Raw genomic sequence first — 19,930 nt, 5'->3', positions numbered from 1 at the left:
GGAGTCTTTCCTTATACTATAACAAAGTCGGGAAAAATGCAACTAAAAATTCGTCTTTTGCGCACATTTGTATTTATATCGCGGACATGGCTTTATTTTTGTTTGTCAGAAGTTTAGTTCAAACGGACTTTACTGCCTTTTCCATCTCTTTTTGCCAGTTTCAACCTGTTTAAATGAACTTCTTTGCCTTTATAGTCGATGATCGGATTTTCACCGATGAGATATACTGTTTCCAGTTCTTCATTCTTTGCTAAGCGGATACCACGGACACCTCTGGAGGCTTTCTTAAGAACAGAGATCTCCTCTAACGGGAACCGCAGGAACGTTCCATTTGTAGTCTGAAGCACTACATCTGTTTCCCCGTTTATCATTGTTACAGAAACCACACTGTCCTCTTCCTGAAGCTTGGTAGCTGCTACCATACGGTTGTTGGTCTCAAATTCTTCTCCAGGCACCTGTTTTACCATGGCAAGACGGGTTGCAAATAAAAGGATGCGGCCTTTCAGTTCACGGGCTGTAGTGAGAAGGCAGATGGTCTCATTTCTGCCATCGTATTTACTTAAGTTCTCAATAGGAACGCCTTTGTCACGCAGCTTGCCGGATGGAATATCCAAAGCCTTGATCTGGTGAAGGACACCGGCAGAGGTGAACAGACAGATCTTATCTGTATTTAAGCAGCGGAGCACATGAACCTGTTCTGTATCTACGGTCTCCTGGTTGCGTTCGTAGGTAGATTTATCAAGAAGCTTGCAATAGCCGAAGCGGTCCATAACGAAAACAACTTCCTGAACGGAAATTTCATTTTCCACATAAACAGCCTCTGCCCCGTCTTCAATACGGGTCCGTCTTGGAATAGCAAATTCTGCTTTGATGGCAGCCAGATCATCTTTGATCACCTGGTTCATAACCGCTCTGCTGCCAAGGATCTTCTTGTATTCGGCGATCTTCTTTAAAGTCTCTCTGTGTTCTTTTTCAAGGGCTAATATTTCCAATCCGATCAGCTTATACAGACGCATTTCCAGGATCGCAGATGCCTGACGCCCTGTAAAATGAAGCTTCTTTGCATCTTCTTCAAAACCGGCTACTTTAAAATGAATATTGGAAATGTCGCCGTTTACCAGACATGCCTTGGCATCTTTTAAATTCTTAGAACCACGTAAAATGGCAATGATCAGGTCAATACAGTCACAGGCTGCGATCAGACCTTCCTGGATTTCTTTCTTATCCAGTTCTTTTTCCAGAAGCACATTGTATTTGCGCTCGGTATTCTGATACTGGAATTCCATGAAATTACGCAGGATGCCTTTTAAGTTTAATGTTTCCGGCCTGCCGTCTGCAATGGCAAGCATGTTGACACCAAAAGTATCTTCTAACTTGGTCTTCTTATAAAGAATATTTTTAATACGGTCAATATCTGCGTCCTTGCGAAGTTCTAACACAATGCGGATACCGTCCTTATTGGACTGGTTGGAAATGTCCACTACATCGGTCAGCTTCTTGGACTCTACCAGATCTGCCACATCTACCAGGAATTTATTAATACCTGCACCGATCATGGTATAAGGAATCTCTGTGATGATCAGTTTGTCCTTATCAACTTTCCGCTTGCCCAGTTCTACCTCAAAACGGCCTCTTAATTTGATCTTGCCAACACCTGTTTCATAGATCTGTGGCAGCTCGCTTTTATTTGCAATAATGCCTCCGGTTGGGAAGTCAGGTCCCGGCAGATATTCCATCAGTTCTTCTGTAGGAGCTGCCGGATCATCAATATATGCCTGGACTACATCCACTACTTCCCCTAAATTGTGGGTAGGAATGCTGGTACTCATACCAACGGCAATTCCCTCTGCGCCGTTTACTAAAAGGTTTGGCACACGTACAGGAAGGACTTCCGGCTCTTTTTCTGTTTCATCGTAGTTTGGTACGAAATTAACGGTCTTGTCCAGGTCTTTTAAATAAACTTCCTGGGCAAATTTCTCCAGTCTTGCCTCTGTATATCGCATAGCCGCAGCCCCGTCCCCTTCAATGGAGCCGAAGTTTCCGTGGCCGTCTACCAATGCCATTCCTTTTTTGAATTCCTGGCTCATGACAACTAAGGTATCATAAATGGAGCTGTCGCCGTGTGGATGGTATTTACCCATGGTATCGCCTACGATACGGGCTGATTTTCTGTGTGGTTTATCATGGTCCAGATGAAGCTGGCTCATGTCATAGAGAACACGGCGCTGAACTGGCTTTAACCCGTCTCTTGCATCCGGGATCGCTCTTGCAGTGATAACGCTCATGGAATAATTCATGTAGCTTTTCTGCATTTCCTCGCTGTATTCGGTTCTTAATATCTTCTCCGCCATATCTGTCTGTCCTCTCTGTTATGCGTCGATCTCTGCTTCGTCTGCATGTTCATAAATAAACTGGCGGCGGGGTCCTACCTCACTGCCCATAAGCATTTCTGTTACTTCTGACGCCATTCTAGCATCTTCGATCTCTACCCGTTTTAATACACGCCGCTCCGGGTCCAGTGTAGTCTCCCAAAGCTGCTCTGCATCCATTTCACCAAGACCTTTGTAGCGCTGTAAGGTAAAATCACCGGTGTGGTTTCTGCGGTAGCGTTCCAGATCTTTTTCATCATAGAGATACTGTTCTTCTCCCTTTTTCGGGATCACTTTAAATAACGGCGGCATGGCAATGTATACATGTCCGTCGTAGATCAGCTCCGGCATGAAACGGTAAAGGAAAGTCAATAATAAGGTATCAATATGGCTTCCGTCTACGTCCGCATCGGTCATAAGGATGATCTTGTCATAGCGCAGTTTTGTGATGTCAAAATCGTTTCCGTAGCCTTCGGAAAAGCCACAACCGAAAGAATTGATCATGGTCTTGATCTCTGCATTGGCCAGAACCTTATCCATAGATGCTTTTTCTACGTTTAAGATCTTTCCACGGATGGGAAGGATGGCCTGGTACTGACGGTTTCTGGCTGTTTTTGCGGAACCGCCCGCGGAGTCTCCCTCTACGATGAAGATCTCACACTTAGAAGCGTCACGGCTTTCGCAGTTTGCCAGTTTTCCGTTGCTGTCAAAGGAAAACTTGGACTTGGTGAGCATGTTGGTCTTTGCTTTTTCTTCGGCCCTGCGGATCTTTGCAGATTTTTCTGCACAGCCAATCACGCCTTTTAACACTTCTACATTTCGGTCAAAGTAAAGCTGCAGCTGGTCACCGGTTACAGTAAATACAGCCTTGGTAGCATCTGCGCTGGCAAGCTTTGTCTTGGTCTGTCCTTCAAAAATAGGATCCGGGTGCTTTACAGCGATCACGGCTGTCATACCGTTTCTGGTATCGGCACCTGTAAAGTTGGAGTCTTTGTCCTTTAAAATGCCAAGCTCTCTGGCATAAGAGTTGATCAGAGCTGTAAATTTGGTCTTAAATCCAGCTAAATGGGTGCCGCCCTCCTGGGTGAAAATGTTGTTGCAGAAGCCAAGGATATTTTCCTCAAAGGTATCTACGAACTGAACGCAGGCTTCTACCTCGATCTTGTCTACTACACCCTTAAAATAGATGGGGTCATGGATCGGTGTTTTTCCTGCATTTAATTCTTTTACATAGGCGATAATGCCTTCCGGTTCGTGGTAAGTTACCTTCTCTTCTTCCCCACTTCTGCGGTTTTCATAGTGGATCATCAGGTTTGGGTTTAAATAAGCAGTTTCATGTAAACGGCTCTTTAACCAGTCTGCCTTAAAACGGGTCTTTTCAAAGATCTCCCCATCTGGAAGGAAGTTGATCTCGGTTCCTGTCTCACGGCTTTTTCCTATAACTGGAAGGAGACCATTTTCCAGCTCTGTAGTAGGATGTCCCTGATGATAAGTATCCTGGTAGATACAGCCGTCCCTGTAAATCTTTACAGTCATATGCTCAGAAAGAGCATTTACAACAGAAGAACCTACACCGTGAAGACCGCCGCTGGTCTTATATGCGTTATTGTCAAATTTTCCGCCTGCATGAAGGGTGGAAAGTACCACTCTGGCTGCAGACACTCCTTTTTTATGCATTTCCACCGGAATACCACGTCCGTTATCCCGAACGGTACAGGAGCCGTCTTTTTCCAGGCGGACGGTGATCTGGGTACAGAAACCAGCCAGATGCTCGTCCACTGCATTGTCCACGATCTCATAGATCAGGTGGTTCAGCCCCTTAGACCCAACTCCTCCAATATACATACCCGGCCTTTTCCGTACTGCCTCCAGTCCTTCCAGGACGGTTATACTGTCTGCATTGTATTGTTCCTTTGCCATTTTTCCCTCCATATTGCATTATGTTCTCTTGCAATCTTTCTTCACTGCTATTTGATGACAAAAAAAAACCTTATAGAAACAAGGCTTTTGAGTGTTTCGCAACTATATTCTAAATCTTTCTAAATCGGCATTATTATAACAATAATTTGCAAAGTTGGCAAGAAGTTTTGAAAAAGCCCTGCAAATGCTATTTATACATCTACAGGGCTTCTCATTCCTTAAATAGTTTAAGCAGATAACGGGAATCGAACCCGCCTCCTCAGCTTGGGAAGCTGATGTTCTACCGATGAACTATATCTGCAACACAAGAATTATTATAACAAAAACTGCCGGAATTGACAAGTGATTTTCCAGTTCTTGTCATCGACAGTTTTTGCGGTTCAGGTATGGTTTTAATTTTGTTTCCCGGCTTATGCCGGATCATTTTTACTTTTCTATATTTTCCGTTTTCTCTTCTAGTTCTTCTCCCGCGGCCATATCCAGGTCATTCATCCCTTTATTTCCCGTTTCCGGCCACTGATCCATATCAATAAAATCTCCACTCCGGGGATCTATATGGTGGAGACGGCAGTAATCAGGTGTGTTCTCCGAATAATTCTTCTTTTTAAGAGCACTGTTAATATATAAGGACATGGCCCTGTAGATAACTGCAAAAGTAGGCACTGCTATGATCATTCCCACAAACCCGAAAAGACCGCCAAATAACAGGATGGAAAACAATACCCAGAAACTTGGAAGACCGGTAGAGTCTCCTAAGATCTTCGGTCCAAGAATATTTCCATCAAACTGCTGAAGCACCAGAATGAAGATCAAAAAATACAGGCACTTCATGGGATCCACTAAAAGGATCAGAAATGCACTTGGCACCGCTCCGATAAATGGTCCGAAGAACGGGATCACATTGGTAACACCTACGATCACACTGATCAGGAGCACATATGGCATCTTTAAAAATTTTAAAGAAAAGAAACACATGATGCCTATGATCAGAGAGTCTAAAAGCTTTCCTGTAATAAAGCCGCCAAATATCTTATGGGCAAAACGGACTTCACCGATCAGTCGGTTAGCTGCTCTTACATTTAAAAATCCATAAACCATTTTTTTTGACTGGGCGCACAGTGTATCTTTTATGTTTAAAAAGTACACCATAACAATAAGGCCGATCAGCAGATTTTTTAAAACAGTGACCAGACTGATCACACCGCTGGAAACGCGGTCAAAGATCAGGGAAATATTTGGCACCAGATCCGTAGCGATCCAGTTCTGGAAACGCATGACCGCCTCATTGTAATACGGCATAATGCTTTCCTGAAGATGTTCATTATCCTGAAGAAGTTTGCTGATCCAGACGGTCAGGTTGTTGATATACTCTGTCAGGCTGTCCTGGAAACCAATGATACTTTCGTAGATCTGTGGGATCAACATGGAAACCAGTCCGCTGACGATCGCAAACAATACTGCGAGACTCACCAACGTTGCTATACTTTTTGCAATACGGGTGCGGCCCTCATCATTTTTGATCACCTTTGACAGAAGATCCCGGACACAGACTTCTGTCCTGTTGTAAACCGGCAGCATCAGATATGCCAGTACACCTCCGTATATAATAGGCATAAGGATCGTTATGATCTTTTTTATGATCGCTGCGATCACGGAAAATTTCAGTAATGCAAAACATAAAAGAACACAACTGGCGATCACCGCTAATGCCGTAAGACCCCAGTCCATAAAAAATCGAAATTTGGAATTTTTCATATTTTAGTTCAGGCTCCTATGTTACTTTCGTCATTTGTATGAGTATACCATACTATACCCGATTTTAAAAGCAGACCGGACGTTAAAAAAATGTTTTTAATTTCAGGATCGTTCTGTTAAAACAGATGGTTCTGTGTTAAAATACTATGCACATGCATTTATATCATTTTACAGAAAGAAGGCGATCTTTTGTCTTATATCATAAAAATGGCTCTGGATATCAAAGCCCGTTTTAACCCACCAGCCCATATGTCCTCTCCCATTGAAGCATACTGCGCCATTGGAACAGTTGCAAAAGCCCTTGGTCTTCCCTGTCCACAGCGTAAAGATACGTTATTTGAAATGCGCCAGGAACTTTCTGACGCAGAAGCAGGAAAAAGTTTTCCATCCGAACGGATCGAAAAGATCAATCAGATCCTTATGAGTTTTATCCGTGATGAAGAAACAACCGATGCCATGATGGCTTATGTTACATATGGTTATGAAAATGAAAACGGGAATGCCTCAACATAAGCACTCCCGTTTTTATTATAAGATGATCCGCACTAACAGCCACACAGCTGCAATTCCCAAAAGGATCATGGAAAAAGCTGCCGAAAGCCCAAACAGCAATACTCCTACTGCCAGTGAAATGATAAATCCCAGCATGCTGAATACAGCGCCCATTACCTTTCCGCACATCATCAGCAGGATACCAACAAATTTAAACACACAGATCAGAAATAAAAAAGCAAATAAAATTCCTAACATTTTATCTAATATCCTTTGACCTTTCTAATAAAACATCTACTACAAACCGATCGATCACCCAGGAAGCTGCTACAGACAACAAGGCACACCAGAAGATCGGTAAAACCACCTGCAGATACTAACTTAGAACGTATCTCCTATGCGATATATTCCAAATTCCTTATGTCCAAGGACTTCTGCCTTGGTCAGTTCGCCGTTTGCCACAGCAACCATCTTATCAAAAATTTCAGCACCTATATCCTGTGGTGTCTTTCCTTCTGTGATGACCCTGCCGGCATTTATATCGATATTATCTGTCATCTTTGCATAGGTTTCAGGATTTCCCGTGACTTTGATAACGGGCGCAACCGGACTGCCTGTAGGAGTTCCTCTACCTGTAGTAAAAAGAATGATCTGTGCTCCACCTGCAACCATACCGGTGATGGAGTCAATGTCTTCCCCCGGTGTATCCATGAAATAAAGACCATGTTTTTCCGGATCAACCGCTTCTGAATACTCCAGAACACCGATCACAGGACTCTGACCTGCTTTATGAATACAGCCCAGGGATTTTTCTTCAATCGTTGTAAGTCCGCCTGCAATATTACCTGGCGTAGGCTGTGTCCCCCGAAGGTCTACTCCGTAAAGTTTTGATTTATCTTCAATACGCTTGACCATAGCTGTAAGCTTATCACCCATTTCTTTGGTCACGCAACGGGCAGCTACCAGATGCTCTGCACCTATAAGTTCTGTGGTCTCGCTGAGTATACTTGTACCTCCAAGCTGGATCAGCTTATCGGAAGCCGCACCTACAGACGGATTACCTGCAATACCACTGGTAGGATCACTGCCTCCACACTCCAGTCCTAAAACAAGTTCGCTGATATCAAACGCAACCTTATTCTGAACGGAAAGTTCCCTGGCCATTTTAGCTGCAATTTCAGCACCTTTGGCAATGCAGCCTAAGGTACCGCCACATTCCTGGATGATAACAGTTTCAACCGGCTTTTTACTTTCGCGGATCTGATCTGCTACTACTTCCGGCTGTATTCCTTCACAGCCAAGACTGACAACAAGTACAGCACCTACATTCGGATTTTTGCCAAAGCCAACCAGGGTATTTACAGTCTGAAGATAATCTGCGCCTACCTGACAGCAGCCATGCTGATGAGGAATTGCAACTGCTCCCGGCACTAAAGCAGCAATTCTTTGTGCAGTCTCGCTGGAACAGACGGAAGTTGGCAGGATCAACAGATGATTTCTTATTCCAAAAGTACCATTTTCTCTTTTGTATCCCATTAATTTCATAATTATGTTTCCCTTTCCTCTAACGGTCACCGCGGCCTCTGCCTGACTCTAAATTCTGGGTATGGACCCAGTCACCTATGTGGATATCACAGCTGGCAGTACCGATGCTCTCACCATATTTTACAACCGTCTCCCCTGTTTTTATTTCTTCGATCGCAATTTTGTGGTATACAGGAATATCCTGGTTTGCTTTGATTTTTACGCCATCTACCTCGATTGCTTCTCCGGCATTTAGCTGGCGGATCATGGTTACTACATTATCCTTGTCGGTCATGTATACATAATTTTTCATTCATTTTCTCCTGTTAAATTTATTTTTTAAGTTTATTATAAATGGATGTATTCTATTTCGCCATCTTTTCAATTGTCCCAAAAATAACATCCTTATAATTTTTCTGTGTAAGATCCGTCAGATCATGTTCCTGCTTTTCCACTTTTTGGAGTCCCCAGAAAGGTGTCCAGGAATTTCCATGGATTGCGTTATAAAACAATGAATGATTGGATGGAGAACATCCCTTTGTCCAGTCTTTCATTCTATCAAATTGCATTTTTGCAATATAAACCTTTGGAACATCGCATGTATCAGAATCTACATTGATTTCTACCGCATATACCGGACCGTCAATCCAGCCATTTTCCATAACAGAGCCATCATCCAGGCGCTGAAACAGCAATATAAAACTCCAGTAGATCCAGCCTTCCCATGTCTGATCTGAGCTGTATCTCATGAAACGTTCTGCCGGCATGTAATATTTTTTCGTATCCAGTTCTGTTCTGCATTTACCAATAAACTTTTCAATTTCCTGCAATGTTTTAAATACAACCACAAAAGCATTATGTATATTTTCTCCAACCATCATTTATTCTTTCCCCTTAAGCATCGCTTTTTACAAAATCATTTCCATCCATTGTCCAGCAGATATCTTTATCTACCACTGGCTGATCAATTGAAAAACCTTCAAAGGATACAAACCCCTTCTCTCTTAGCAACGTTTTTAAATCTTCTATCATTTTCTTTTCATATGATGATGATATCAATACCTGATCCAGTCCCAGTAAAATATCCTGCCACGATAAATATGCCAGATGAACATCCCGGAATACCCGTTTATCCTTGTTTTCAATATAAATTGCTTTTGCCTCCTCTGCCTCCCCGATCAATATTAAGAGTTTTTCTTTACCATTGCACCATTCATCAAGAACCTGCGCTTCTTTCTCCAATTGATCCCCACCAGATAATCCACTCCTGTATTTTACCTCGATCCCGATTTCCACAGACGTAAGCGGAATAAATCCATCGATCTCAACCAGTCCATTTTCCGACCGCTTCCAGAATTCAAAATTAAAATCATCATCTGCGGCATTAGAAAGAATATGCGTCACCTGCGGATCTTCACTGACTGCGTAATTCTTAAATATCTGATTCAGGCCTCTATTAAAAGGCATATACCTCATAGCACCGAAAAAATCACCAGTCAGCACATCTTCCAGATCTGTAGAAAACTTATGATAAATTTCAGCTATCATAAAACATTCCTTTCCTTGTTTCTTTCTTGTTCTTTCTCACCATTCCTTATTCACCTGATTTAAAAACAATCATCTGTTTTTTCTGTGCTTTCTGGTCAAGTTCTTTATTTGCAAGCCGTACAGCCGCTTTTTCCGTCATGGGATCGCGAATTTCCACACAGATATTCCTGTCTGACCGTGCTTTATCAAGCAGGCCTCTGGTATCAAGCTTCACTGTCGTTACGTTTTTTTCTCCTGGCATCAGTTCAGATATCTTCCAATCTAATGTTTTTTCCTCAATGACAGCCCCGGAACTGTCTGTCACTGTGACAACTACCGGCCAGTTTTTATAAAACGGTGCCGTTCCATCATTTTCCCATGTCAGTATGAGCGTTGCCTTTCCCAATGCCTGCTTTAACTGTGCCTGGGTGACCCAGATCCGGTATCCCATATTTTTCAACAACGTCTGATATCCATCCAGATAGGATTTATCAGCGATCTTCGGACCCAGAAATGTGGTATGAGATGAGCGGATCAGCTCTGCCGTCTCATTCAGGTTTTTAACTAACATCCGTCTCATACTTATGGAACTGTTTAATTCTCCTCCCACAGGAGCCTTTTTCCAAAAACTGTTCATGGGTACAATAACATCGGTTTCCCCAGTCTGATCATACACACCGCCATTTTCAATCCACTCTATCCATGTCTTCGTATCTTCGGGATGGCCCGCCATATCATTGTACAGACCAAATCCATATTTTTTTGCAGAACAGAATGGTCTGCGCATCAGGATCATCGCATTCGGAAATGCCTCCGGCCATACCTTCACATACTGCTCCCTTACTTCTTCCAACGGCAATCTGCGAATTCCTGCCCCATAATAAACATGCCATTCCCCCCAGTGACCAAGGCTGCCCAATTCTATATAACTGATCAACGAATCTGAACCCCAGCGTTCTCCCATAGCTTTTACCGCCTGTGTATGGCGTCTGATCATGGTCGTATTAGAATAATCCGGCGCAAATCCTTTTCCATAATCATTGTCGTACCAGTCTCCGTCTTTCCCTGTTTCCCGGTACAGCCAGTCTGGAATATCTGTATGACTCTCATCTCCAGGATCATCACAGATAAATCTTAATACCAGATGTTTTCCCTCTGATCTCCAACGAAAAAACTGATTTTCTTTTTCAATGGTGTCCCAGTCATATACCCCACATTCCGGTTCCAGCTCTTTCCATGTTATATCTACATACAAAAGTGTGATGTCCTCTGATACATTTTCCCTTCTGGCATCCGGTGCATATCCCATTAATGGATTTCCAAATGTTTCCCCGCTTTGTGAAAACTCTTTTGTCTCACTTCTAAAACCAGGCAGTGTCGCCGCCCGTGGGGTGCAGCCACCCAAAAAAGAGAAGGCTGCTGTAAGAGCTGCTACTGTAATTACTTCCCTAACCATGATATTCTCCATTATACTGAATCAAAGTTACATCATTTACACCCTCTACTGCACGGATCTTTTCCATAAAACTCGTGTCCTCTTTCTTGCAGAATACTTCAATTGCCATCTCAGTCATCCCCTTTCGCATGGTCTTTGATTTCAGAAAATATTTCCGTTTTCCAAAACAGCGGATTGCTTCATCACCTGCCACATCACCCTGATAATGGATCACTGCAATATATACTTTTCCTTTTTCCTGATAATGATAAAACAATGTGAGCATCACTATCATAATGATCGCTGCTCCCCAAACCAAGGGATACATTTCTGCTCCTGCTGTGATACCTGTGGTAATACTCCAGAAAAGATACAAAAGATCCATAGGGTCTTTTACGGCTGTACGATAACGCACAATCGATAATGCTCCGACCATACCAAGGGAGATTACAATATTGGTGCTGATCGCCAGAGTTACCATACATGTCAGCACACACATTCCCACTAAGGTCACCGCAAAACTTCTTGAAAACACAACTCCGGAATAAAACTTTTTATATACCATATAGATCAGGCATCCCATTAGCAGGGCAATTGTCATGGCAAGCATGATCTTTAACATATCATACTGTGCAAATGTGCCTGATTCCAGGACAGATTTTTTGATCGTATCTTTTACACTCATAATTTCCTCCCATTTATTCTGCCCAATATTCAAATCCATGAAGATATCTCGTTTTTTCACAGCACAGAACAAACTTTGAAACAGCTGTAAATTCTGATGCACTCTGTGGAACAAGATTTCTTACAATCTGGGGCAGAAATTCCGTATATTTAACTTCCATAACAAGTTTTCCAGGTTCCAGCACATCAAGCGTTGGCAGACTGCTGTCAAAAATATCATAGCTTCCCACTGCAGCACGCACATTCATGTCCATGGTAAGCCGTACTGTTCCTGTATCCATGATCCATGGTTCTCTTTCATAATCTACGATCACCCTTGGACGCATCATATTGCAAACACACTCGATGTAAAATTCCCTGCATAAACGATAGGAACTGCGCAGCAAAAATTCGTATTTTCCATCCAGGATCCATTCTACTTCCTGCCGTGTCAGCGGCGCAGCTTCTTTGTATATGTAACTGCCGAATTTTTTCTTTCTCTCAAGTTTAATGCTTTTGTCACTGCAATTATAGATCCTGATCCTGTACTTTTTACGCATCAGTACACCTGCATCCTTTTCTTCCATGGCACTGTTCCAGTAATCATCAAAATACAGGCTGCGAATCATGTAACCGCCTTCCCCTGCGTGAGGATCCAGCTGCATGCATTCCCTTAAGCGCAGATCTGTCAGTTGCTTCTCAGCCCTATTGATCAGGTATTTCCATTCGTGACGAAAGTGTTCCTTACTCTTCCTCATATGCGTCTACTCCAACCGTATGATCTTCGTTAATATAAAAACAGATCATGCCATATTGTTTTCCGGTATTTGTTACATAATAATCAAAGGCATCCTGTGTCTTTCCCGATTCATTTGTGGCCCGTATACGCACAAAATATTGCCCAGGGTCCGGAATATCTACCAATATCTCCGGGATCAACGTCTGTTCTTCCTTGTAGATCACCTGGGTAAACTGATAATCCCGGGCAATTTCCACACTATATGTAATATCTTCCGCATCAAAATCGTAGGAAGCATCCCAATTTATTTTCAGTTTTCCATTTTCTGTCACAGGTCTTCCAATATAAAACGGCATTGGTTTTTCAAGGCTTTCCCTGTACATCTCATAATTTTGTTCTACTTCTTTCGGAAGCCCTGCTTTTACCTGTTCATACTCCTCCGGTGTAAGTGGTTCATTCAACTGATCCGGCATTTTCTCTACATAAGGCTGTACAACACCTGCATACTGTTCCACCATTTCTTCCAGCCGTTCTTCACTGAGATATCTGCGGAGTTCTTCTATCACCTGATCCAGTTTTTCACGGAAAGCATCTGATTTCAAACATCTTTGAAATAAAATATTTCCCCAGTAATTGCTGACTCCTACCTCCCAGCTTCCACGATTTGTATTTTTTTCAAAGCCCATTCTGTATTAAAAAAGCTTCCATCATTATCCCATGGCAAAATATACCATATTGGCGAATTTGTCGGACTGTACAAATAACAATTCCGGCTCTGCGTATCACTGTTTCCAACTAAAATCTGAAATGCCATCCAGTACAGCAGATTTTCCTCATCGAAATGCTGCTTTAACACATCGCTAACAGGTATTGAATAATTATTCAGATCATCCAGCATCTGGATTAATTTCGTGTGATCGTGATCCCCTTTGATCTCCAGCCTTTCTTCAAATTTTGACAGATCAAAACCTGGTGTATCTTCTGTCATGATCGTATCTTCATAGCGATAAAACTCAAAATAATTTACTTTATAGAGCTGCCCGTTTTTCTGAAGTCCATGTGCCTCCAAAGCTGTTTTATTTAACTGTTCTACCTGTGTATACAAACCATAATCTTCAAATGCATCTTTCCCGGAAGTTGTATCTTTTACATAAAGATGGACAAAGCGGGTTCTGAGGCTCATTATCTGTGGGATACCCTTAAGAAGATCATAACATAATTTGTTTCTGAAGCGTAGTCCCTCTGACATATGCTTGTTTAGCGCGATCGTCTGCTGGCCTTCCCATGATCCCTTATTCTCTTTCAACTTGATCTTATAATTTTTCTGGGGATTTTTACTGGAACTTTGTCCCCTGATCTGCACAGTTGCATTCGGTACTGTCTCACCGTATCCAACCTCTCCTGCAACAGGGCCGTTTTCGTCTCCCACCTGTAAAAGAGCTGCCACCTGATACCTTGGCACTCCCATTTCTTCATAATCAAATACAGAATATGAATTAATTTCTTCCCAACTGTGATTTGTATTTTCTGCATCATTTCCACGACTGACTGTCAGATACATAGTAGTCACATTTGTTTCATCTTCCTTTGAATATAAAAGGTCCTTATCCCGCAGATGTACCTGGCTAATATCCTGTTCCTCTGCTTTTTTTACACCTTGTATCTCCGTTTCTTCTGATGCGGTCGCTAAATCCGTACTGCTTTCCTGAATTTTTTCATTTTTCTGCAAAACCATATTGCATCCACAAAGAGCAGATGAAACCGCAAGCCAAACGCTTAATAGTAAACTAATTCGTTTTTTCATGAAGTTTTTCCTTCTTTCTCTCACCATCAAGAAAATATCCAAGTTTTGTAAACACCCCCAGTTTATCCTCCTCCACTAAAGGCTGTCTGCTGAGAATATAATATGGAAGCCTCCTGGTGAATTGTTCTAATCTGATATAAACTGCCAGGAAAAAAACTGCACATCCCAGAATAAATCCAAAGCCAAAATACACTTTGGAAAAGAACAGGGATATCACCGTTGCAGCTGAGGAAACCAAAGCAAACAGAGCCGATGCCACAAGTCCACCCTGATAATCTGTAAAATATAACAGGATCAAAAGCATGGTATTCGCAACTGCATAGATCCCATACCCAACGCAGAGTGTCCTGAAATATCCTTCCATAAGATCATTAAATCCAAGAGGAAGATAACTCAGGACGATTCCTCCTATGGAAATAGCAACAGCTGTTGCAAATATCTGCTTCAGTGCCGTAAATCTCAGTTCATTATCAAGAACCTCCAGCATCTCATGCTCTGCCTGTTTCAAATCACGGATGGATCCTTCATCATTGAACAGACTGTAATAATTCCTGTATTTGGGGTAAAAATTTACTTCCATGGATACCACAAAATTTATAGTGGTGATCAGAATACTTAAAAATGCCATCAGGGCTGACACATCATGGTAAGGCGCACCATAAAACAATCCCTGAACGTGTACCTGTAATGGCCCCATCCACATAATGACAAGATGAGAAAAAAGCCCCAGATTTACAAACAGGCCTGTAAATGCCAGAGGGAGAAACTCGTCTACCCACGCTAAAAACGCGAATGGTTTCTCTTCACTTTGCGGAAAATAACGGTACAAAAGCACAACATCCCAGATAAGCATTACACAGTATCCAAAAAATACAGCTGCCATCATACCTTCCTCTGCCGGAAATCCCAGGCAGAGAAATAGAAACCCCAGCAGAAATGTCACAAGAACGGCTGCAACAAATGACAGCATGATCCCTTTATAATCTTTGATCGCTGTCAAATAGTTCATTGCCATCCAGCAGACCACCAGTTCACCAAACAATCCAAAACAGAGAAGCTGCAGCACCGGTCCGATCCCTGCAAACAGCAAAAAGAGTCCATACAAGATACCGCCAGCTGCCAGCAAAATCCCGGTTGATCCCCAAAAAGAAGGAAGGATCATTGTTTTTCTATCCTCATAAAGCATGTCCGCCAGAAATCTGGTAACTGCCATGGAAAAAAAACTGGTAACTGTAAGGGAACCGAGGAGAGCATAGGTGATCATACAGATGATCAGCTCCCTGCTATGTTCTGATACATTGTATAGATTGCAGAGAAACATTACACCCAGCAGAAGAAGAACACCTAACAGCATCGGGCCTGTACAGATCACACCTGCATATCCATATGCACGGAAAGATGCGAAAATCCCTTTTCTGCGAAACAGTTTTTTTAACTCAAATCCGATTCCTGCCAATCTCTTCTACCTCTCTATACAGCTTTCTATACTTTTCCATCATATATTCATGCCGGAAATACTTCTCCACACGTTTTCTTCCGCTTTCTCCCATCCTCAGTCTCCTGTTTCTTGAAAGACACATTTTTTCCATCGCATCAGCCAGCCCTTCCCGATACATCGGCGGCACACAATATCCTGCAAGTCCAAAAGGATCACCCTGCTTACCTTCCAACAGTTCCCTGCAACAGCCAACATCTGTACAGACACAGGGACGTCTTGCTGCCATTGATTCCAGTACAGACAACGGCTGGCCTTCCGATATACTTGTCAGGATCGTAAAATCCAGCTTTTCCATATATTTTTGAATATCTACCCTTCCGGTAAAAATGATATTTTGAAGTTCCATCTGTTTAACCAGATCATAACATTCTTTTGCATATTCTTCATCATCCACACCTCCCAGGATATGAAGCCGGACATGTTCCATTCTTGAGGAAAGCTCATAAAATGCATAGATCATCGTCTTGATGTCTTTGATCGGGGCCAGACGGACCACTGCGCCAATATCCACCCAGCCGTCTTCTTCCTTTAATGGGATTTCACAAAAACGCTCATAACTGACCCCGTTCTCAATCACCCGGCACTTTTCAGGGGCACAGCCGATGTCTTCCTGTATCTTCAAGGCATTTGTAAACAGGCATGTCACCCGGCATGCCCTCTTATAGATCACATCAGAGAGCATGTAGAAAAAACGGATCCACTGCTTTTTAAATGCCGGAGCAACCCAGGATGCACGGATGATCTCCTCCTCCCGTTCCCTTGTGTAAATGCCATGTTCCGTCAGCATCAGTGGTTTTTTATATTTCCAGCTTCCAAGGGATGCCAGAAGTCCTCCGTAACCAGTAGAAATGGCGTGATATGCATCTGCCTGGGGTACAAATGTTCCAAGAAGATAGAGCACCGGGAGCATCATCGAACGGATCGTATGAAATGCATCCGCAAAGGCAATATACGGATAGCGCTCTTCACAGATCGTTTCCAGAATTCTTAAAAATGCCTCACTTTTCAGATAGGACATGGGATTGATCTTTCTCTCCTGGTACAGACGGAACAAAATCTCCCAGTCAGGGCTTTTGCAGTCCATCACTTCTCCCAGCGCACATTCCTCTTCCGGCGAAAAACGTACATACCGTACACCGTTTTCCCGGATTTTCAATGCATCATCCAGAAATACTTCGTGAATTTCCGTCACATTATCCGGAAGATCATAAACAAATTTTCCCTTCTGTTCTGCTTTTGCGCCAATGACCCACAGCACAAATTCATGTTCTTTCATAATTGTAATATACTGATGCATCCATGTTGAAACACCGCCATGAACATAAGGATAACATCCTTCCAAAATCAAACATATTTTCATTGCATCACCTGTCCGTCTTCACCTGCACTTCATCGCTGTCTGCGCAAAGAAGATACAGGCTGTCTGTCAGCTGTTCCATTGTCCCACCTGTCACTGCCAGCGGCTTTTCTTTTGAAAACCGCACAAAGAAATACGCTGTATCATATCGGTTTTCAATATGAAAACAAAATCCGTCTGCTGTACGTTCTTTCTCTGCGGCTGCCGCGCTGTAGCGTTGGATCGCACCTGAAAGTTCCGATCCCGTCAGATTTCGGAGCAAAGGAGCAGACGTATAAAGCCAGCCCATATATCTGTCCAGATTTTCCTTTAACGTTTCCCATCCAAGTGCTGCTCCACGGTCCTCATCCAGAAGATCATCCGAATGCATAAAATGAGTATTTACAAAATGCATATTCAGTTCGGAAAAGGCACAAAGCTGCATATAATCATCGATCACTGCACTGGAAATTATCCTTGGCTGCTCCACAATTCCATCTTCTGCCACTTCAAATTCCTGTTCGTATGCGAATTCACCTGTAAAATAGTTGCTGGCAATTGTTCTAATCTCCGGGCATTTTGCCGCCAACAGCTGCCGCCCCTCTTCTGAAAGAACATTGGATGGCGGAACATACACACTCATGGAAGCCTCCGGATACATTTCCCGGCAGAACTGCAAAAGTTCTGTCATGGCATTTTCCATTGCCTCCGTATCAGCCCATGTATTATACGGAAGAATGTCACCATACTTTACATTTCCAAGGGCCAGTGGCTGATGATTATACCCATGATATCCTATTTCTCCTCCGTGACGCAGAAGCATATTTCCAAAATACTGGAACCTGGATGTTTCCATCTGATGTTCGATTACCCCGTCTGTTTGATCCCCATAATTTTCAATCACAACTCCTGTATATCTAACACCATATTTTTCCGCCAGGGCCAGGATATCCGGCCACCAGATGTTTGCATAAAAATCTCTGACATTTATACCATAATCACGGTATATATACTCTCCGTTTCCACCCGGTACCGGGGAAGGAAAATCATCCAGATAAAAAGCAGATCCATTGATAACCGGGTAGATGGTACAATCTGACAGAAGACTGTATGCAGCTGAAAAAATACCTCTGACTGCCTTTACATATATTCCCAGATTTACTACCACAAATTTCCCAGAACCATAATCATTTTCCCAGACCAGAGGGATTTTATATTTCCCGCTGCTCCAGGCATACAGCTTTGCCCTTTCACTTAATGTTATATTCCATATAATGCACTGTTAAAGGATAAACAGGAATTTATCCTTTAACAGTGCATTTTCTTCATTTGCAAACGCAATATCTTTTCTGTTTTTCATCTGGCTATAACCACATACAGCCCCAACCACGAAATATAAAATATACGGCAGCCAGTTAGATGGTTCATAAAACAGTGTCAAACCGTTTATGCCTTCTCTGATGTAAGAAACTGTCAGAGCACAGACTGCCAGAAAAGCTGCCGCTACCCCTTCATTCAATCCATAAATAGATCCAATGATCACCACATACAAAAGACGTACATCAATATAACGAAACTGTACAGAATTTCCAAGAACTCTGTGGAGGATTTCAGAAAATCCGAAAAAGAGAAGGATTTCTCCCCATTTAATGACCGCGGCATGACCTGTAATCCTGCTTAAAATAAGTCTGTACCAGTTTTCACGTTTCTGCCTTCTATCAAGAAAATCCTGATACTGATCCTTTAAATCTTCCAGAATACTGATCTTCGGAAACCAGCCATATTTTTTCCGGATCGTATTCTTTTCCAGATTCTCTTTTTCAATCATATTCCTGCTGTCCGGTACAGTCTTCACAGTTTTTTCCCGTTTTTCTGAACGGTCTGCTTTTAGCGCAGGAAACAATTTTAAGATTGCAGTTTCCAGTTCTCCCTAACGAATATGGAACACATCCGGGATTTCAAGACTCCTGTCATCCTGATCCCAGTTATCAAAAATACGAAAAATCAGTTCTCCCAGGTCATCCAGATACAAAAAATCAGCCATATCCTCATTTTGTTTTGGAAATTCAGGCATCTTTCCCTTTTCCAGTGACTGAAAGGTCTTGTACAGCCAGTCTTTACTGTATCTTGCAGAATAAAGGCAGGGAGCACTCACAACCTTTAACGAAACGCCTGCTTTCTCCCGATAATACCTGCATATATCATCCGCCATATTTCTCAGAAGCGGATTATCTCCTTTCCCGTTTTCATTTGTAATATATAAGAACTGGATCGCGCGTCCTCTGCAATACTCCAAAAGGTGGTTGAGAGCCTCGACTTCCCCACTGTTTTTTGCGCCTAACGATAAAAAACTGGAAAAATATACAATACGATCCAGCTCATATTGTTTTAAATCAATCTCTTCTGCACGATGTTCCTGAAGTCTTAAAATGGGGACTTTTCCCTTATGGTATTTAAATTGTGTATCACCACAGATCAGGACATGCGTCCCGGGAGAAGTCTGTTCGATCCATTCTCCCGTTAAATATCCTGTGTTTCCCGCTAATAATATTTCCATCTTCCTGCCACTTTCATCATCCGTTAAACTTAAAACGCCATTATTGTACACCTAATCACCGTTCCCTGCAACTATCTGTAATATCTAAAAAATAGGCAATAAAAAGTTTTAAAAACTCTTCATTACCTGTCTTTATCTCTGATATTCCATACAGACCAAACTACCAGCTATAACCCCACCAGATACAATCCTAACTCTCCTACTTTTTTATTCTATATGCAGCATATATCTATGTCATTGAACTATCGGTTTAAAACGTAAAAAATAGGCTTCGCCTATTCAACTCCCCTGCCCCTCAATCTTGAGGGGTT

The 19,930-nt window shown here is 42.5% G+C and carries 19 protein-coding genes and 1 tRNA gene; 1 reads left to right on the top strand and 19 read right to left on the bottom strand.

Annotated elements, in window-relative coordinates:
• Window positions 1-113: 113 nt before the first annotated feature.
• The 4 genes from DW251_RS14495 to DW251_RS14480 form a co-directional block, all read right to left on the bottom strand.
• Window positions 114-2,351 (bottom strand): DNA topoisomerase (ATP-hydrolyzing), encoded by a 2,238-nt coding sequence (locus tag DW251_RS14495; protein ID WP_118301570.1) that lies wholly within the window; start codon window positions 2,349-2,351, stop codon window positions 114-116.
• An 18-nt stretch (window positions 2,352-2,369) separates the two neighbouring features.
• Window positions 2,370-4,289: a DNA gyrase subunit B gene (locus DW251_RS14490; RefSeq protein ID WP_118301591.1), complete on the bottom strand. Its 1,920-nt coding sequence runs from the start codon at window positions 4,287-4,289 to the stop codon at window positions 2,370-2,372.
• A 230-nt stretch (window positions 4,290-4,519) separates the two neighbouring features.
• Window positions 4,520-4,590: transfer RNA gene (locus tag DW251_RS14485), tRNA-Gly, on the bottom strand.
• Between the two features lie 125 nt (window positions 4,591-4,715).
• Window positions 4,716-6,044 (bottom strand): AI-2E family transporter, encoded by a 1,329-nt coding sequence (locus tag DW251_RS14480; RefSeq protein WP_118301569.1) that lies wholly within the window; start codon window positions 6,042-6,044, stop codon window positions 4,716-4,718.
• A 189-nt stretch (window positions 6,045-6,233) separates the two neighbouring features.
• Between DW251_RS14480 and DW251_RS14475 the strand changes: the two genes are divergently transcribed.
• Window positions 6,234-6,557: a DUF3837 domain-containing protein gene (locus DW251_RS14475; RefSeq protein WP_021870149.1), complete on the top strand. Its 324-nt coding sequence runs from the start codon at window positions 6,234-6,236 to the stop codon at window positions 6,555-6,557.
• 15 nt (window positions 6,558-6,572) lie between these two features.
• Here the strand turns inward: DW251_RS14475 and DW251_RS14470 are convergent, their stop codons facing one another.
• The 15 genes from DW251_RS14470 to DW251_RS14405 all read right to left on the bottom strand — a co-directional run bounded on the left by DW251_RS14470 (window position 6,573) and on the right by DW251_RS14405 (window position 19,619).
• The gene (locus DW251_RS14470; RefSeq protein WP_021870148.1) at window positions 6,573-6,794 is read right to left on the bottom strand and encodes a hypothetical protein; all 222 of its coding nucleotides are present in this window, start codon (window positions 6,792-6,794) and stop codon (window positions 6,573-6,575) included.
• Between the two features lie 123 nt (window positions 6,795-6,917).
• Window positions 6,918-8,081, bottom strand: coding sequence for a UxaA family hydrolase (locus tag DW251_RS14465; protein WP_021870147.1), 1,164 nt, complete (start codon window positions 8,079-8,081; stop codon window positions 6,918-6,920).
• Window positions 8,082-8,100: 19 nt separating this feature from the next.
• A complete protein-coding gene (locus tag DW251_RS14460; protein ID WP_021870146.1) occupies window positions 8,101-8,373 on the bottom strand; it encodes a UxaA family hydrolase in 273 nt (90 codons plus the stop codon).
• Between the two features lie 52 nt (window positions 8,374-8,425).
• Window positions 8,426-8,941 carry a hypothetical protein gene (locus DW251_RS14455; RefSeq protein ID WP_021870145.1) on the bottom strand — a complete coding sequence of 172 codons (516 nt, stop codon included), beginning with the start codon at window positions 8,939-8,941 and terminating at the stop codon, window positions 8,426-8,428.
• Window positions 8,942-8,954: 13 nt separating this feature from the next.
• On the bottom strand, window positions 8,955-9,608 hold the full coding sequence (locus tag DW251_RS14450) for a hypothetical protein (RefSeq protein ID WP_021870144.1): 654 nt from the start codon (window positions 9,606-9,608) through the stop codon (window positions 8,955-8,957).
• A 46-nt stretch (window positions 9,609-9,654) separates the two neighbouring features.
• Complete coding sequence (locus DW251_RS14445) at window positions 9,655-11,043, bottom strand: DUF4832 domain-containing protein (protein ID WP_118301568.1); 1,389 nt, start codon at window positions 11,041-11,043, stop codon at window positions 9,655-9,657.
• Window positions 11,036-11,707, bottom strand: coding sequence for a DUF4956 domain-containing protein (locus tag DW251_RS14440; protein WP_021870142.1), 672 nt, complete (start codon window positions 11,705-11,707; stop codon window positions 11,036-11,038). Before DW251_RS14440 ends, DW251_RS14445 begins: the two co-directional genes overlap by 8 nt.
• Before the next feature lie 13 nt (window positions 11,708-11,720).
• Complete coding sequence (locus tag DW251_RS14435) at window positions 11,721-12,443, bottom strand: polyphosphate polymerase domain-containing protein (protein WP_021870141.1); 723 nt, start codon at window positions 12,441-12,443, stop codon at window positions 11,721-11,723.
• A complete protein-coding gene (locus DW251_RS18520) occupies window positions 12,430-13,110 on the bottom strand; it encodes a CotH kinase family protein (protein ID WP_279217545.1) in 681 nt (226 codons plus the stop codon). The genes DW251_RS14435 and DW251_RS18520 overlap by 14 nt, the downstream gene beginning before the upstream one ends.
• Window positions 13,068-14,228 (bottom strand): CotH kinase family protein, encoded by a 1,161-nt coding sequence (locus DW251_RS18515; protein ID WP_279217544.1) that lies wholly within the window; start codon window positions 14,226-14,228, stop codon window positions 13,068-13,070. Before DW251_RS18515 ends, DW251_RS18520 begins: the two co-directional genes overlap by 43 nt.
• Window positions 14,212-15,684: an exopolysaccharide Pel transporter PelG gene (pelG, locus tag DW251_RS14425; protein ID WP_118301567.1), complete on the bottom strand. Its 1,473-nt coding sequence runs from the start codon at window positions 15,682-15,684 to the stop codon at window positions 14,212-14,214. The genes DW251_RS18515 and pelG overlap by 17 nt, the downstream gene beginning before the upstream one ends.
• Window positions 15,665-17,086: a GT4 family glycosyltransferase PelF gene (gene pelF / locus DW251_RS14420; RefSeq protein ID WP_118301566.1), complete on the bottom strand. Its 1,422-nt coding sequence runs from the start codon at window positions 17,084-17,086 to the stop codon at window positions 15,665-15,667. Before pelF ends, pelG begins: the two co-directional genes overlap by 20 nt.
• Window positions 17,087-17,090: 4 nt before the next feature.
• Window positions 17,091-18,326 (bottom strand): DUF2194 domain-containing protein, encoded by a 1,236-nt coding sequence (locus tag DW251_RS14415; RefSeq protein WP_347474673.1) that lies wholly within the window; start codon window positions 18,324-18,326, stop codon window positions 17,091-17,093.
• A gap of 18 nt (window positions 18,327-18,344) precedes the next feature.
• Complete coding sequence (locus tag DW251_RS14410; RefSeq protein ID WP_021870136.1) at window positions 18,345-18,890, bottom strand: hypothetical protein; 546 nt, start codon at window positions 18,888-18,890, stop codon at window positions 18,345-18,347.
• Window positions 18,891-18,992: 102 nt separating this feature from the next.
• Window positions 18,993-19,619, bottom strand: a complete 627-nt coding sequence (locus tag DW251_RS14405) for a hypothetical protein (protein WP_147352239.1) — start codon at window positions 19,617-19,619, stop codon at window positions 18,993-18,995.
• Window positions 19,620-19,930 lie beyond the last annotated feature (311 nt).

Origin of the sequence: Clostridium sp. AM22-11AC (genome assembly GCF_003473545.1) — a bacterium.
Taxonomy (GTDB): Bacteria; Bacillota; Clostridia; order Lachnospirales; family Lachnospiraceae; genus Enterocloster.
The sequence above is the reverse complement of the archived record's forward strand: the minus strand, read 5'-3'. Positions and strand labels throughout refer to the sequence as shown.